We start from the raw sequence: 16,345 nt of genomic DNA, 5'->3' as shown, positions 1-16,345 counted from the left end.
TTCAAAGAATGTATGAAACTATTATCAATAGTATGTTTTCTAAAAATATTGAGTAGAAATTCCTTACCAAAAAAACTATCAAACATAAAAAATCCGGCTATTATACCGGATCTAATGATTAGTAAAAAGACAGAATCTTTATTGGGTTACAATCATTTTTTTGGAATCAATCAGTTTCCCGTCTGCCTGAAGGTTATAAATATAGGTTCCGGGTGTAAGCGTACGCGCTGAAATGCTAATCTGTTTTTCTCCTCTTTTTACAGGAATAGTCTGAAGCTGTCTTCCTGCCTGATCATAAATTGCAATGGCAACATGCTCTCCGCCGGCATTAAATTTAATTACTGTTTCCTGATTAAAAGGATTGGGCACGTTCTGTTCAAGTGAAAATGAAGAAGAAACCGCTTTATCTGGTATTACTTTTCCCGTTTCTGAGGTACCACTGATCTTGGCTTCCAATGCAGCCATTCTTTCCTTTAATTCCCGGACTTCATTTTTCTGTTCTTTAAGTTCGTTCAGCAGCAAAGGAATAAATTCAATATAATTAAGCGCATAATTCCCTTTTTCATCAATAGTAACAAGGTTCGGGAATTCTTTTTCCACTTCCTGTGCTATAAAACCGTAATGTAACTTCTGTGAATTGCTTCTTTTTTCACCTTCTTTGTTTTCTTTGAAAGTATAGGAATAAGAATTAATATTAAGCAAATTCGGAGAAAGATCTTTTAAAGGTTTAATGTTATCTTTTAATCTCTTGTCTGAGGTAGTAACGAATGACTGACCTCTGACAGCTCCATAAACATCCAAGTCAAAAGTTGAAGAAGCACCTGTACTGACTCCAAGTCTCGGTATATAAATACCATTTGCATCACCAGACATCGTTCCAAAACCTGATGGAGAACCATTCCCACCATTAAGAAAACTCAGGTAAACAACACCACGGATGGAGTTGATAATAGTTCCGTTTCCAAAAGTCGGACTGGAATATACAATAAGTCCTGAAGACTTTAAGTTACCCAAATTGTCATTGTACATCATTCTGCTCTCATTAGCAGTATTTGCAAGCGATCGTAATCCAAAAATACCGTTGCTCCCAAGCCAGTTGATCATGACCGGATCCATGGGTGGAATCACATTTCCTGTTTGAGTATAAATCTCCGAAATATTGGTTGCATTATTCCCAAACAGCGAAGTCACATTTTTAATCTTCAGGGCAGGAAGAGGTCCCGAACTGATGATATCCAGCTTGGCAGCAGGCGATGTCGTTCCAACTCCTACATTGGCAGCAGTTGTGGTAGGTACAGTCGTCCCTGTCCATACATTGGCAAGAGAAACCTGTGCCGAAGCAGAAATAGCGGCTCCTGACAGAAACACTACACACAAGAAAGTTTTTGTTCTTTTCATAATATATTTTGTTTTAATGGTTTTAGTATAGTCCGGAAATGGGTCTTCCGTCTTTCTATAAAAATATTAAAACACATATGATCACAACATAGTGAATAAGTAAGTGTCGCTCTTTTCTCAATAAGTGTTTACATCTGAAAGCAAGTGTAGTAATTCCAAAAACAGCATAAAAAATCCGGAACTGTTCCGGATTTGATATTGCGTTATATTTCTATGAATTTTTATGAATATATCTGGATAATTTTATTCCCAGATCGGTCCAGACTATTTTAGGATTTCCGTTTCTGGTCAGGTGCAGATCTGCCGTATTGATTTCTTCCAAAATATTTTCAATATTGGCGCCGCTTATAAATTTAGAGAAGCCGGCCCAGTTGAAACCGTCTGCATCTATTTTTTTGTACACCAGATTTTCAGACTGGTAATTCTGAAGAAGGGCAAGTCTGAAAATTTCAGAGCAGTAGTTCAGGAAATTTTTCTGCTTTTCTCTGTTCCATCCTGCAATTTCTCTGGCCCAGAAGATGATACTTTTCAGAAACTGCGGCTTTTTTTTCACCATAAATGCATCCCTTACCCATTGTACAAAAAGTTTTTCAAACTCGTCGCTTTTATGTCCCGAATTCAAAATCTTCAGTGCATCGTTTAGGTCGCCCTGTGCTTCATGAACAATTTCTCTCACTTTTTCTTCAGAAACCGAAGTATTTTTTTTGAGATATTTTTCCAAATCTTCATCATGAATTCTCGGAACTTCCACAATCTGTGTTCTGGAAAGAATGGTGGGAAGGATATCATTCGCGGTTTCCGCGGTAAGAAGAATCAGGGTTTTTGCAGGTGGCTCTTCTAAAAATTTCAGGAATTTGTTAGCAGCTGCCACATTCATTTTATCGGCTCTCCATATGATGAGAATTTTGGTTCCGCCTTCAAAACTTTTTAAAGCAAATTTCTGGTTCTGATCATCAATTTCATCGGCAGAGATAAAAAGCTGCTTATTTTCAGATTCAAGAAAAGCAGTCCAGTCATCATAGCTTGAATACGGTGAAGCCATGATCATTTCTCTGAAATCTTCGAATTTATTTTTGCTTAACGAATTTTTGTTATCGGTAAAAACGGGGAAACTGAAATGCAGGTCCAGATGATTCAGGTGCTCTACTTTTGAAGCAGCATGTTCATTTTCCCGGCTGAAGATCTCCTTAGCATAAGCCAAAACCATAGGAAATGTTCCATAGCCTTCTTTCCCTAAAAAAAGTTGGGCATGGCTCACTCTGTTTTCAGCAATGCTTTCACGAAGAAGTTTTTTCAGATTTTCCTGTCCGGCGATGTTCTCCCAATTCATGTTCCAAAGATAAAAATCTTATGTCAATTGAGAAAATTAAGTACATTTAATATGGTAGAAATGTTTCGGGGCGGAGCGTCCGGGGTGGAAAGTTTTGGGATTAGGGGTTGTTTTGGTTGCTGGTTGGTGAGTTGATGGTTACTAGTTGCTGGTTCTAATAATTAAACTAATAAATTTCCGTCTGATGTCTGATGTCTGGTGTCTGAGATCTGATGTCTAAAATCTTCTGTCTTGACTCTTGGCTCTTGATTCCCCAATAGGAAACATCAATAATCGAATTAGAATAAATGCAAAATATAAATTGTAAACAATATAATTTTTAACAATACATTTGTTGCGTAGTTTTTTAACTAAATTGTTATTAAAAAAATAAACTTATTCTTCAATCACAAAATAATAGAAAATGAATAAAGAATCCGAAGAACAAATAAGAGGGATATTTCAGCAACAGAAAGACTTCTTTAAAACCAATCAAACAAAAGATATTGAATTCAGAAAAAAGCAACTGAGAAATTTTCGCACCGTATTTACAAACCATACAGATGCTCTTTGTGAGGCTTTGGAAACCGATCTGGGGAAAAGCAGAAAGGAGGCCGAATATGTGGAAATACAGATTGTCCTCAGCGAGCTGGATTACCTTCTGGAAAATATAGACGAATGGGCCAAACCCACTCTGGTAGAGTCTAAACCGCATCCATCAGGAGCTGAAGTGATCAGTAAAATAATATATGAATCGTATGGTGTGAATTATATTATCGGTCCTTTTAATTATCCTGTACAGCTTACGTTTAGTCCGCTTATCGGAGCTTTGATTGCCGGAAATACGGCCATTATCAAACCTTCGGAAAATACGCCTCATGTGGCTAAAGTTCTTGAAGATATTGTCAAAGAATCGTTTGAAGAATCTTATGTGGCAGTCGTTCAGGGAGCTATTGAAGAGAATACATTGCTCTTAAGTCTTCCTTTTGATTATATTTTCTTTACCGGAAGCCCAAATGTGGGCAAAATTGTAATGAAAGCCGCTGCTGAACAACTTATTCCTTTAACCCTGGAACTGGGCGGAAAATCTCCTACTATTGTTCATCATGACGCAGATCTGGATAAAGCGGTGGCAAGAATTTCTTACGGAAAATGGATCAATTGTGGACAAACATGTGTAGCTCCGGATTATATCTACATTCATGAATCTGTGAAGGATCTTTTTATTGAAAAATTTAAAGCTTATTTAAAAACGACTTATCCTGATGGAACTTTGGGTAAAATAGGAAAGATTGTCAGCCAGAATCAGATCAAACAGCTCGCCGGTTATTTGGAAGCTTCTCCTGAAAAAGTAATTTACGGTGGAAAATACGATCTCGAAACCCGCCATTTTGAAGCGACTCTTATGGATAATGTAACATGGAGTGATAAGGTGATGCAGCAGGAAATTTTCGGACCTATTCTTCCGATTATGACCTATAATGACATCAATGATGCTTTGGAAGAAATCAATAACCGTCCTAAACCTTTGGCTTTATATGTATTCACGGAAAGTCAGGAATTGGCAGATGATGTTTTGAACCGTACAACAAGTGGAGATGCCGAAATCAACAGTACTATTATTCATGTGGGATCTCACTATCTGCCTTTTGGAGGTGTGGGAACTTCCGGAATGGGAAAATATCACGGAAAATTCAGCTTTGAAAACTTCAGCCACAGCCGATCGGTACTTCAGGTAAAATAATGGGAACAGATAACAGGGCTTAATTAACTGAGTTCGGGATTAAGATATTGAAAGTTGCGGGGTACGGGTTTGAGAGTATGAAGGTATGAGAGTATGAGGGTACAAGAGGTAGAGGGTTTCGGGAGGTGCGAGTTATCAATTTATTTGAGGTATATCCTGGAGCTGGAGGATTTTTCTTTTCATTTGCAAAGCAAAATTGACCATTGATCTTTCTCAATCTCAGCCTTTGCCTCAACCTAAGGATCTTAAATCTCTCTATCCCGAACTCAGATTAATTCATAAAGGACCACTCATTTTGATGAATGGTCTTTTTATCTATAACAGATTTTTTACTTTAATTCGTAAAAAATTGCATTTTTCGTGTAAGGAAAGGCCCTTAACAAACTTTAACCACATATAATTTTTACAATTCATTAATATTTAAGATATTTGCGCATTGTTTTAAAAATAAAGAATGAAAAAAATCTTTGTAGTATCATTCATATCAGTTGGATACTTCCTAAATGCACAGAGTATAAGTAACTCTCCGTATGCAACTTATGGAATTGGAGATGTAAAATATGATAATACGATTGAAACTGCCTCTATGGGCGGTATATCTACTGCTTACATCAGTGATTTTACGAGCAGCTTCAATTTTGCAAACCCTGCTAATAACTCTAATTTCGAGCTTACAAGTATCAGACTGGAAGCTACCAACGAAAACAATTACTTCAAAACCAATTACAACGATACGAAGTCTACCAAACATTCTACGTATCTTTCTAATATCGCCCTGGCATTTCCATTGTCACCAAAGGTAAAAATGGGGCTTTCCTATCAGCCTTACAGCTCCAAGAGCTATGAGCTTACGAATACTGATCCGGCAGCAGATGGAGGTACTTATCTGAACCGTTTTAAAGGAAGCGGAACTCTGAATACTGCTCAGGCAGCTGTTTCTTATAAAATTAATCAGAATTTTGCGGTAGGTTTAAGAGCCAATTTATATTTTGGAAATCTTTATGACCTGAATGAGCTTAGGTATTTTGATAAAGAAGGAGTTGAAGCAGATTATGTGAATGGTTATGAAACCAAAAACAGAATCAAGAATTTTAACTTCACATTGGGTGGAAGCTACCAGGCTCTGAATACACGTACAGACAGAAAACTTACCATCGGAGCTACAGCTACATTTGGAAACACCAGTAATATGACTACTGATTATTTAAACAGTACTTATAAATATGCTGATGCTGCAAGAACAGTTAAGGCTTTAGAAACAGTTATAGAGCAGAAAAGCACAAATTCTAAAAACCTTCTTCCGTTACAGGCTTCATTCGGGGTTGGATATGGAAGCGAAAACCAGTGGTTTGTGTCCGGACAGCTTGATTATAAAAAAGGAGAAGACATTTCTTATTTTGGAAAAACTTTTGATTTCCAGGATACCTACAGAATATCTGCCGGAGGATGGTATCTTCCTAATTACAACAACTTCAGAAGCTATTTCTCAAGAGTGATCTACAGATACGGAGCCTTCTACGAAAGAGGAAATCTTAAAATAGACGGGAACAGTATCAATAAATTCGGGATCTCTGCCGGAGTAATGCTTCCGTTCAAAACAAGCAGTATCACAAGAATGAGCGGTCTTGAACTGGGAATAGAATTAGGAAAGAGAGGAACTCTTAAAAATAATCTGATCAATCAGAATTTCATCAACCTGAGAGTCGGTTTCAATTTTGCTGACAGATGGTTCAGAAAGAATCTGTACAACTAACATGAATTTTTCAAAAAAAATATCATATAAAAATATAGCATGCCTTTTTAGTTGTGCTATATTTTTTATATTGACCTCCTGTGAAGAAGATCTTACTAAAGCCAATGGAAGCAAAAGCAAGAACTTTCCTTCAGAGGTGATCTACAATGCCAATATCATCCAGCGTGATTCCGGGTTTATTTCCTTAAAAGCAAAGGCCAAGATCATTGAAAAATATACATTGATAGACAGCCCTTATATTGTAGCAAGAAAAGGGATCAATATAGAGTTTTTTGATAAAAAGAAGCCTAAAGTTCCGGGTAAAATCAGTGCCAAATATGCCCGTATCTTCGAATATAAAAAGTTTTACGAGGCTAAAGGCGACGTAAGAATAACCACCAATGAAGGTCAGCGTTTCGCGATGCAGAGTATCTATTGGGATCAGAGAAAAAACAGAATCTATACCAAAGATACCGTATATGTGACCATGGAAGACGGCTCTACACTGGTAGGTGCCAACGGAATGACCGCTAAAGATGATTTCTCGGAGTATACCTTCTTCAACAATTCAGGGGACTTCAGTACCAAAAGGCTCGAAGAGAAAAAAACACCGCAATAATATGAGATTTCAGGCTATTGGATTGATGTCCGGAACCAGCCTGGACGGTCTGGATATATGTTTTGCTGCCTTTGAAAAAAAGGAAAGCTGGAGTTTTCAGATATTAAAGGCAGAAACCATTCCCTACTCTCAAAGTTGGGAAGAAAAGCTTAGAAATTCAATTCATTTATCTTCGGAAGAACTTCTGGAGCTTCATTCCGAATATGGTTTTTATCTGGGCAGAAAAGTGAAAGAATTCATTACCCATAACCATCTTGAAAATATTGATATCATTTCATCTCACGGACATACTGTTTTTCATCAGCCTCAAAAAAAGTTTACTCTTCAAATTGGGGATGGCAGAGCAATCAAAATAGAAACGGGTCTTCCCGTTATTTATGATTTCAGAAGTCAGGATGTACTGATGGGCGGAAATGGGGCTCCTTTAGTTCCTATCGGGGATGAGCTTCTTTTTTCCGTTTATGATGCATGTCTCAATCTGGGTGGGTTTTCCAATATTTCATTGAAACAGGATGGTAAAAGAATAGCTTTTGATATTGCTCCCGTTAATATTGTACTGAACAGACTGGCACAGAAATTCAATAAAAATTTTGATGAAAACGGTGATCTGGCAAGAAAAGGCAGAATTGATGAAGACCTTTTGTCAAAGCTCAATTCTCTGGATTTTTACAGTCGGCCACATCCAAAATCGTTAGGAATTGAATGGTGCAGCGAGTTTATTTTTCCGGTATTGGAAAATAAGAAAACCGCTGATGCTATGGCCACTTTTACGGAACATGCCGCTCAGCAGATCTCGGATGTCATTAATAAAAACGGTTTACAAACTATTCTCTGTACCGGCGGCGGAGCTTACAATGCTTTTCTGATCGAAAAAATCAGAGAAAAAACGGAATCTGCAATCATTACTCCGGAAAACGAAATCATTGATTATAAAGAAGCTCTTATCTTCGGCTTCATGGGGGTTTTAAGAATGAACAACGAAATTAATGTTCTTTCATCCGCTACGGGAAGTACCGCAGACCACAGTTCCGGGGTAATCTGTTGATTTTAGAAATATCGTCAATGGTGAATTTTACTTCGTAAGTGAATGGTGGGTGAGAGATAAGAATCAAGATTTTAGATTTTAGATTTTAGATTTCAGACATCAGACATCAGACGAAAATTCATTAGCTTAATTAATTGAACTAGCAACTAGTAACTAACAATTAACAACCAGCAACTCCCGAACCAGTAACCAAAACAGCCCCTAATCCCGGAACTTTCCAACCCGTTACACTCTCAAACTCTCCGACTCTCAAACCCGTATTCGTATCATATTAAAAAAGTCCTGAAAATTCAGGACTCGTATTTATTTGTAAAGTTCGATCTTATCAGTTAAGGTATTGATGAAATTCTGAAGTGGTTTTTCTACCATCATTTTGATAAAAGGATTAAATTTTCCTTCAAAAAGCATCTGAACTTCAGTTTGATTTTCGCTGATTGGGTTTAAAGTAGCCGTCAATGAAAAATCCAGACTTGAACTTGCAGACTTTAAAATAGCTTTCTGCTCATCTACTTCATCTATTTTTAAAGCGATTTCCGGCATTCCCTGAAGACCAAATTTGAATCCATTATCCCTTGTCTCAAATTTCTGCAGACCGTCCGGCATAAAATCTTTATAGTTTTCAGGCGATTTCAATAATTCAGATAACTCTTTAGATGATTTATTGACAATAATTTTTCGTCCTTCTAAATTCATTTTTTATTTTTGTATTTAAATTCTTAATTCTTACAAATGTATAAAGTTTTTGTGAACGAAAAAAAATTATTAGTGTCTAAGCATCCTGAGAATCTTGAAAAAGAGCTTAGGTATGAAAGTTTCACAACTTTAGAAATTGCATTGGATCTTTTAGAGAATACTTCAGTGAAAGAACTGAACGTTTTCGGTGAGAATATGGAAGAAATCTGGGAAGAATTTCAAAAACTTTTCAGAATAATAGAAGCTGCGGGCGGCCTTGTGAACAATCCTCAGGGAGAACTGCTTTTCATCAAACGTTTAGGCAAGTGGGATCTTCCGAAAGGGAAAATGGAAAAGGGTGAATCCCGCGAAGAATCGGCTGTAAGGGAGATTGAAGAGGAAACCGGTCTGAGAGATGTAGAACTGGTGAAATTCATTAATACCACTTATCATATCTATATTGAAAGAAACGGGGAAAAAATTCTTAAATGCACGCACTGGTTTGAGATGAACTTCAGTGGTGAAGATACCTCAAAACCGCAGATAGAAGAAGGAATTACCGAAGTGGCCTGGAAAAACACCGCCCAGATTGAGGATGAAGTTTTCCCAAGCACTTTTAAGAATATTAAGCTTATTGTAAAAGACTTCTGGAATTCTAAATAAGGATTGAAGCTGAAAGAAAGAGACTGGAAGATATTCAGTGTGATCTATTTCTGAAAATCACCGTAATAACTTCCCTCTCCCATCTTCAAACTTCCCCAGCCTTTATCAGATAAATTCTATTGATTTTTCAAGAGCAATTCCTCTTGAGCCTTTTAAAAGAATATTCTCAGAATCAATTTTATTTTGCTGAAGATATTCTATGAGTTCTGCTGTATTTTCAAAAGATAATGCTGAAAGATTAACTGCCTTAAAGTTCTTTCCTACAGTAATAATCTGGTCAAATGCCAATTCCAGAGCCAGTTTCAGGATATTCTGATGCTCTTTTTCGCTTTCTTCCCCCAATTCAAGCATATCCCCGATAATGACTGTTTTGCGGCCTTCAAAAGTGACAAAATTATGCAGAGAAGCGGTCATAGAACTTGGATTGGCATTGTAGGTATCCAGCACCAGTGTCCTCCCCTCTTTTTTCACAACCTGCGACCGCATATTGGTGGGAGTATAGTTTTCAATAGCATTCTTTATCTTTTCAAAGCTGATCCCGAAATGCAAACCAAGACTTGCTGCAGCACAAAGATTGGTAAAATTATATTCTCCGGTCAGTTTGGAAATGGCCTCCGTTCCCTGAAACTCAAGTCCTACAAAATGTTCTTCTGAAAATAATCCAAACTGATAATCTGAACTGTCTTTTCCAAAAGTAATTTTCGGGGTATAATTTTCAGTTTTCTCAACCTGAATAGGATCATTTTCATTCACAACAACTGTACGTTGATTATTTTTCAGATAATCATACAATTCAGATTTTCCTTTAATCACTCCTTCAAACCCTCCGAAACCTTCCAGATGGGCTTTTCCGAAATTGGTAATATATCCGAAATCCGGTTGTGAAATGGTACATAGAAGTTCTATTTCCTTCTGATGATTGGCTCCCATTTCTATTACTGCCATTTCATGTTCAGGCTTAATGGAAAGAATGGTTAAAGGAACTCCGATATGGTTATTCAGATTTCCGGAAGTATACTGCACATCGAACTTTTCAGAAAGAACCGCATGAATGATTTCTTTAGTGGTGGTCTTTCCGTTACTTCCCGTAAGTCCTATAACCGGAATGCTAAGCTGATTTCTGTGATGAATGGCAAGCTGCTGAAGAAATTCCAGCGTAGACGGAACATAGAAAATGTTTCGGACTTTATTTTCAAACTCCGGCTGTTCTACAATGACGGCTAAAGCTCCGTCATCAGCTGCTTTTTCTGCCAGTGTTGCAGCATTAAAGTTATCACCGGAGAAGGCAAAGAAAATATCATTCTTCCCGATTTTCCGGCTGTCGATTGTTACTTTATCTGACTGTAAAAATAAAGGATAAAACTGTTCTATATTCATAGGTCAAAAATAAAAAAACCTTCCGGAAATCCGGAAGGTTTTTTATAAGTATTTTTTGATAATATTATCTTCTAGTTCTGCCCTTTTCGCTGGCTCTGGCATCCTGTGCAACACGGAAACCAATCCATCCATAAGCTTTCCCTTGGTTTTTGTATCTTCTTTGTCCCGGATCCAACCAATAGGCTGTATCCTGCCAAGAACCACCTTTTACCACTCTAACATCGTTAGACATTGCAGAAGTTCTGTCTTTAGTATCTTTCTGAAGTTTTACTCTACCTCCTGCGTCTACTACAAATCTCTGCTTAGGAGAGTTGTACATATCGTAAGAAGCGGCAGAATCTGAAGCTCTGTAGTATTCTAAAGAAGACTGTCTGTCTCCGTCTCTGTAGTTTCTGTAGTCTGCGATAGTTTCTCTTTCAAACTGTCCAGGAAGTCCTCTGTATACTAATCTTCCGTCGGCAAGCGTATCATACTTGATAGTTCCTTCGTCGATCATTTTATAAGTACCGTCACCGTTTCTTATAATAGCCTGAGGCATGTTTCCTCTATAGTAATTGAAATCGCTGAAATCTTCATCAATGATTGGTCTGTATACGTCAGCAGTCCATTCAGACACGTTTCCGTACATTCCGTAGATTCCAAGATCATTAGATGGATATTGTCTTACATCTGCAGTCTGTGCAGATCCGTCATTTTTCCATCCAGAGATTCCGGAATAGTCACCGGTTCCCATTTTGAAGTTTTCAAGGAACATTCCTTTATCTCTTCCTTTGGTACCTCTTAATCTTTCGATTTCAGGTTTTTTACCTAAGTATTGGTTGTATTCTCTGTTTTTAGCCATACCAAGAGCTGCATATTCCCATTCCACCTCGGTAGGAAGTCTGAACTTCTGAACCATAGAAGCGTTTGGAGCTCTGTTTGCTGCAAGAAGTCTCTGGTTGGTAGTTTTCATACCGGATTTCTGCTGCATTCTTTTTTCGTTGATATAACCCTGCATTTCCGGATCATTCGATTTGAATTTATCCATGTTGAATGCTGTTCCTCCCTGGTTATTGGATTCGTTGATATACAAATCTTTAGCAATAACTCCGGCCTGCATCAAAGCTTTTTCATTTGCTCTGTCTGTAAGCCATTCACAATATCTGTTGGCCTGAGTCCAGGAAACTCCTACTACCGGGTAGTAATCGAATTCTGGAGAACGCAGATAAGTTTCATTATAATCGTTTCTAGCTAGTTTGTTGTCCCATAAGAGAGTATCTGGCAGTGCGCCGTTGTAGATCTCCTTAAAGCTAGGGTCACTTGGTGGGAATACATACTTCAACCATGTAAGGTATTCGCGGTATTCATAGTTAGTAATTTCTGTTTCTCCGATAAAGAATGAACTCACCTGCATTCTGCGCGGCGTGTTATTCCAATCATGCATAACATCATCTTTCACTAATCCCATTGTAAAAGTTCCACCTTCTACATATACCATTCCTGGCCACCCCTTCTGTTTTTGTTGCTTTCCTGCAAAAAACCAACCTTGTTTTTCGTTTGGTTTCCAACCCGTCTTGCTGACAAATTTTTTAGTACCGCCTCCTTTGCTGGTCCCGGATCCGCCACAGCTGGTTAATGCAAGTGTAGAACTTAATGCTATTAATGAAAACAACTTTAGTTTTTTCATAGTCGATATAAATATTTTCAAAGTACAAAGAAAAAATAAATTATTCAATAAATCAAGTAAACATTTGATTTTTTTGAAAAACGTTAACAAATTAATTTTATTGTATCACAATTTAATTCTAAAATTTTCATTTTATTTGTAATTCAGAAATTTCAATAATAAACATGAAACAAAAAATCACCTTTTTATTACTATTCTCTTTTGTATCAACACTTTGGGCCCAGAGAAAAGCCATAGAATGGGAAGGCTCTAAAATCCTGGATTTCGGTGACACAAAATTAAATCTTCCAAATTTTAAAAATGAAGGTTTTTCGTTCAGCCAAAATAATGTTTTTATCATAACTAAACAAAAAATAGGAGAAAAGCAGCTGAAAGTTTCTGATATGGCCTGGGAAAGCGTTTCCGGTAAGGATTTATACGATCTCGACAAAGGCAGACTGCCTGATTATGAGATTGCCGATGTGACTTACTATACACTTGAGGGAGAAAGATATGCCAGCATCAGTGTATCTTTATTTAAGAATGTAAAAGGACGTGTTCAAAGACTTTCATCCTTCAATATTTCCGAAACGGCAGCACCCAACAATTTCAGAGCCGGAACCGCCAATAAAGTGGGAACCACGGTAAACCCTCTTTCAAGCGGTGGTTTTTACAAAATAAAAGTAGACCGGTCCGGAATATTTAAAATTACAGCTCAGTTTTTAAGAGATAACGGAATCAATCCGGCTTCTGTGAATCCAAAAAACTTCAGAATTTACGGAAACGGAGGCGTTATGCTCCCTGAACACAATCAGGACACCAGATACAGCGCCCTTCAGGAGAATGCCGTTCAGGTGGTAGGTGAAGAAGATAATGTATGGAATGATGGGGATTACGCTCTATTTTATGCTCAGGGACCAAGCGGATATAATCTCTATGACACCGCAAACGGAAACGGCTTTAAAAGAGTGGATACGAGAACGGACAGAAGTAATAATCTTAAAAATATATACGACGATTTTTCATACTATTTTATCAACTTTGATAAAGGCCCCGGCAAAAGAGTTCAGCCTGTGGATGCCAATCTTCCGGCAGGAAACTTAATTACGAGGTATGATAATTATCAGGTCATCAATAACGACCAGAAGAATCTTTTAAAAGTAGGAAGAATCTGGGTGGAAGATGCACCCTTCACAACAGATAAAGCGGTAACATTCACGACCAACTCCCCTATACAGGCGACTGATATTGTAAGATACAGAACTCAGGTAGTAGGCTACAGGGCACAACAAAATTCTATTGAGTTTAAAATTAATAATCTTAACCCTGTACCGCTGGATGTACCTTCCAATACCCCAACCTATGTATACGATTTTTATCAGCTGCGGTATGATGGCACAATATCCAATCTGAACGGAAATCAGATTACCCTGAACTATGCTCCCAACATTTCTGTAAACCCCAACGGGGCTTTCTACTTTGATTATGCGGAAGTACAGTATAAAGAAAACCTTACTTTCAATGGCTCCCAGATGAATTTCAGGGATTTTGCCATAGCCAGCGGATCTAATACCGGTTATGGATTTGGGATCGCCAATGCCACCAATATTGAGCAGGTATGGGATGTAACGGATATTACCAATGCCAACAGAAGAGTGAACAAAGCAGGAGCCGGTAATTTTAATTTCGGTTATATTGCCGCTGATCCCAATTTTAATAATGAGTTTGTTGCTTTCCGTGCTGATGCGGCTTACAACCCTCAGTTTGTGGAAAGAGTGGCCAACCAGAATCTTTCCGGTTTACAGAACATAGATTACCTTATCATTACGGTTCCGGAAATGATGGGACAGGCACAGAGAATCGCCAGCTATCACCAGACCAAAAACAATTATACGGTTGAAATTGTAGATGCCAGCAAAATTTATAATGAATTCGGAAGCGGAAGCAGAGACCTGACGGCTGTAAGAGATTTTGTGACTAAACTCAATACAAACGGAAGACTTAAATACGTATTTATTCTTGGAGATGCTTCATTTGATTATAAAAACAGAATCTCCGGCAACTCCAATATTGTATCCAGCTATCAGAGTGAGCATTCAGCAGACTTTGTAGGTTCTTTTGTAACCGATGACTATATTGTAATGACCCTGCCACAAACGGCATCTTCCATAGAAAACAATCTTCCCGATATTCCTGTAGGAAGAATTCCTGCTGCCAACGTAACTGAAGCGGCAGATATGGTTAACAAAACGCTAGCCTATTATAATGCACTTCCGGGACAGTCTTCTCCTTTCGGGGAATGGCGTATGAAGCTTGATTTCATAGCAGATGACGACAAAGATGGCGGAAGTCCTTTCCACGAGGTGATGAACAACACGCTCGTTGATGTTTTTGAAGCACCTGGTCAGCAGGATCTTAAAGAGTATAACGTAAGAAAATTATATCTGGATGCATTCCCTGCACAAAGTACTGCGGCTGGACAGAGATATCCACAGGTGAATCAGGCTATTTCGAATGATATCGGGAACAGTCTTTATATCTTCTATTTCGGACACGGAGGAATTAACGGTTGGGCACAGGAAAGAGTACTTACGAGTACAGAAATTCAAAACTCCAACAATTTTTCCAATGTATACAGCAGATTTCCGTTTGTATCTACCATTACCTGCGAATTTACTTTATGGGATGAACCGGCAACTTCTTCTGCCGGAGAACAGTTTATTAAGCTGAAACAAGGTGGGGCTGCGGCCATGATTACATCCAGCCGTGCCATTGGAGTAGATTACGGACGTAATTTCACAGATATTTACACTAAAAATATCTTTAAAATTAATAATGATGATTTTGAAACATTAGGATCTGCTCATTTAGTGGCCAAAAAACAAAAAGGAGCCAATATTGACCACCTGAAAGTAAATTTCCTGGGAGATCCCGCTATGAAACTGAGCAGACCTCAAAGACAGCTTGTTATTGACGGAATTGAATCACCGGTTCCGGGACTGATCAGAGGATTGGATTTCATCAAAGTGAAAGGTCATATCAATAATCCAAACGGAACTCTTAACACTACTTTCAACGGAAGAGTTTCCATTCATATTTTTGATAAGAGATTAAATAAAAAGACGTTGAATAACGACGGAGTACTAGCTCCGGTAATGGATTATACAGAAGAAGGAAGCGCTATTGTAAAAGCTTCCGGAACAGCTGTAAATGGAGTATTCAATGTGGAGTTCTACGTTCCTAAAGATATCAACTATGCAGTGGGACAAGGAAGAATATTAGGATATGCAGATAATAAAGGATCTGATGTATTCAATAATCAGGCTGTACAGGTGGGAGATATCAACCCGAATGGAGTTAATGACAATGAGCCTCCAAAAGTAAAACTGTATATGAACAATACCAATTTTGCTGACGGCGGAATTACGAACCAGAATCCTATGCTCCTGGCCTGTCTTACAGATGATACAGGGATCAACTCTACAGGATCCGGTGTGGGACACGACATTACCGTATACCTTGACGGACAGATTATCAATACTATTGTTCTGAATGACTTTTTTGCTTCAGGTGAAGGAAACGGATGTCTGAATCCAAGTCTTGCCGATTACCAGAAAGGGAATGTAACTTACCCTTTCAGAAACCTGGCAATAGGACAACACCAATTAACATTTAAAGTTTGGGATATAAACAATAATTCTACAACTGCTACGTTAAACTTTGAGGTTAAGGATGAGTCTGATCAACATTTGATCATCAACCGCCCGCTGAACTGGCCTAATCCGTTTACCAATAAAACTTATGTGCAGTTTGAACACAATTGTGATGATATTCTGGATGTAAATGTTCAAATTTATACCATAACAGGAAAATTAGTAAGAACTTTATCTCAGCCGGTAATCGCAGAACCCTTCCTACAGGGCTTTAGAACGCCTCGCCAGGCAATTGAATGGGACGGAAGAGATGATTTTGGGGCAACTGTTGCAAAAGGTACGTATATTTTTAAGATATTTGCAAAAAGTCAAAATCAAGAAAAATGCAAAGGAAGTGCTACAGCTGTAGAAAAAATGGTACTTTTGAAATAAATTAAATAAAACATAGACAATAATTATTATAAAAAACTGATAATATATAAAAGACA

General features: G+C 37.9%; 11 protein-coding genes. 6 read left to right on the top strand and 5 right to left on the bottom strand.

The window, feature by feature from the left end:
* Positions 1-138: 138 nt before the first annotated feature.
* On the bottom strand, positions 139-1,398 hold the full coding sequence (locus tag ACM46_RS08595) for a tail fiber domain-containing protein (RefSeq protein WP_048506250.1): 1,260 nt from the start codon (positions 1,396-1,398) through the stop codon (positions 139-141).
* Positions 1,399-1,609: 211 nt separating this feature from the next.
* A complete protein-coding gene (locus ACM46_RS08590) occupies positions 1,610-2,728 on the bottom strand; it encodes a DNA polymerase III subunit (protein ID WP_048506249.1) in 1,119 nt (372 codons plus the stop codon).
* Positions 2,729-3,131: 403 nt separating this feature from the next.
* Here ACM46_RS08590 and mdlD point away from each other — a divergent pair, with 403 nt between their 5' ends.
* The 4 genes from mdlD to ACM46_RS08570 all read left to right on the top strand — a co-directional run bounded on the left by mdlD (position 3,132) and on the right by ACM46_RS08570 (position 7,847).
* A complete protein-coding gene (mdlD, locus tag ACM46_RS08585; protein WP_048506248.1) occupies positions 3,132-4,451 on the top strand; it encodes an NAD(P)-dependent benzaldehyde dehydrogenase MdlD in 1,320 nt (439 codons plus the stop codon).
* 454 nt (positions 4,452-4,905) lie between these two features.
* Positions 4,906-6,204 carry a BamG family beta-barrel-assembly machinery protein gene (bamG, locus tag ACM46_RS08580; RefSeq protein WP_048506247.1) on the top strand — a complete coding sequence of 433 codons (1,299 nt, stop codon included), beginning with the start codon at positions 4,906-4,908 and terminating at the stop codon, positions 6,202-6,204.
* Between the two features lies 1 nt (position 6,205).
* Positions 6,206-6,802 carry an LptA/OstA family protein gene (locus tag ACM46_RS08575; protein ID WP_048506246.1) on the top strand — a complete coding sequence of 199 codons (597 nt, stop codon included), beginning with the start codon at positions 6,206-6,208 and terminating at the stop codon, positions 6,800-6,802.
* A gap of 1 nt (position 6,803) precedes the next feature.
* Complete coding sequence (locus ACM46_RS08570; RefSeq protein ID WP_048506245.1) at positions 6,804-7,847, top strand: anhydro-N-acetylmuramic acid kinase; 1,044 nt, start codon at positions 6,804-6,806, stop codon at positions 7,845-7,847.
* 303 nt (positions 7,848-8,150) lie between these two features.
* Here ACM46_RS08570 and ACM46_RS08565 read toward each other — a convergent pair whose 3' ends face one another.
* On the bottom strand, positions 8,151-8,540 hold the full coding sequence (locus tag ACM46_RS08565) for a hypothetical protein (protein ID WP_048506244.1): 390 nt from the start codon (positions 8,538-8,540) through the stop codon (positions 8,151-8,153).
* 36 nt (positions 8,541-8,576) lie between these two features.
* On the opposite strand from ACM46_RS08565, the gene ACM46_RS08560 reads away from it, so the two are divergent.
* Complete coding sequence (locus ACM46_RS08560; RefSeq protein WP_048506243.1) at positions 8,577-9,182, top strand: NUDIX hydrolase; 606 nt, start codon at positions 8,577-8,579, stop codon at positions 9,180-9,182.
* Between the two features lie 105 nt (positions 9,183-9,287).
* Here ACM46_RS08560 and ACM46_RS08555 read toward each other — a convergent pair whose 3' ends face one another.
* Positions 9,288-10,559 (bottom strand): UDP-N-acetylmuramoyl-tripeptide--D-alanyl-D-alanine ligase, encoded by a 1,272-nt coding sequence (locus ACM46_RS08555; RefSeq protein ID WP_048506242.1) that lies wholly within the window; start codon positions 10,557-10,559, stop codon positions 9,288-9,290.
* A 64-nt stretch (positions 10,560-10,623) separates the two neighbouring features.
* Positions 10,624-12,225, bottom strand: a complete 1,602-nt coding sequence (gene gldJ / locus ACM46_RS08550) for a gliding motility lipoprotein GldJ (RefSeq protein WP_048506241.1) — start codon at positions 12,223-12,225, stop codon at positions 10,624-10,626.
* A 164-nt stretch (positions 12,226-12,389) separates the two neighbouring features.
* Between gldJ and porU the strand changes: the two genes are divergently transcribed.
* Entirely contained in the window at positions 12,390-16,289 is a 3,900-nt protein-coding gene (gene porU, locus ACM46_RS08545; protein ID WP_048506240.1) for a type IX secretion system sortase PorU, read from the top strand.
* The last annotated feature ends 56 nt before the right edge of the window (positions 16,290-16,345 follow it).

The organism is Chryseobacterium angstadtii (genome assembly GCF_001045465.1).
Lineage (GTDB): Bacteria > Bacteroidota > Bacteroidia > Flavobacteriales > Weeksellaceae > Chryseobacterium > Chryseobacterium angstadtii.
This window is presented reverse-complemented; position numbering and strand designations above follow the sequence as displayed.

Excerpts from the sequence above, each read along its gene's own strand:
- ACM46_RS08570 (WP_048506245.1), top strand. The coding sequence starts at position 6,804 with ATGAGATTTCAGGCTATTGGATTGATGTCCGGAACCAGCCTGGACGGT.
- ACM46_RS08560 (WP_048506243.1), top strand. The coding sequence starts at position 8,577 with ATGTATAAAGTTTTTGTGAACGAAAAAAAATTATTAGTGTCTAAGCAT.
- bamG (WP_048506247.1), top strand. The coding sequence starts at position 4,906 with ATGAAAAAAATCTTTGTAGTATCATTCATATCAGTTGGATACTTCCTA.
- ACM46_RS08565 (WP_048506244.1), bottom strand. The coding sequence starts at position 8,540 with ATGAATTTAGAAGGACGAAAAATTATTGTCAATAAATCATCTAAAGAG.
- ACM46_RS08555 (WP_048506242.1), bottom strand. The coding sequence starts at position 10,559 with ATGAATATAGAACAGTTTTATCCTTTATTTTTACAGTCAGATAAAGTA.
- porU (WP_048506240.1), top strand. The coding sequence starts at position 12,390 with ATGAAACAAAAAATCACCTTTTTATTACTATTCTCTTTTGTATCAACA.
- ACM46_RS08595 (WP_048506250.1), bottom strand. The coding sequence starts at position 1,398 with ATGAAAAGAACAAAAACTTTCTTGTGTGTAGTGTTTCTGTCAGGAGCC.
- gldJ (WP_048506241.1), bottom strand. The coding sequence starts at position 12,225 with ATGAAAAAACTAAAGTTGTTTTCATTAATAGCATTAAGTTCTACACTT.
- ACM46_RS08575 (WP_048506246.1), top strand. The coding sequence starts at position 6,206 with ATGAATTTTTCAAAAAAAATATCATATAAAAATATAGCATGCCTTTTT.
- mdlD (WP_048506248.1), top strand. The coding sequence starts at position 3,132 with ATGAATAAAGAATCCGAAGAACAAATAAGAGGGATATTTCAGCAACAG.
- ACM46_RS08590 (WP_048506249.1), bottom strand. The coding sequence starts at position 2,728 with ATGAATTGGGAGAACATCGCCGGACAGGAAAATCTGAAAAAACTTCTT.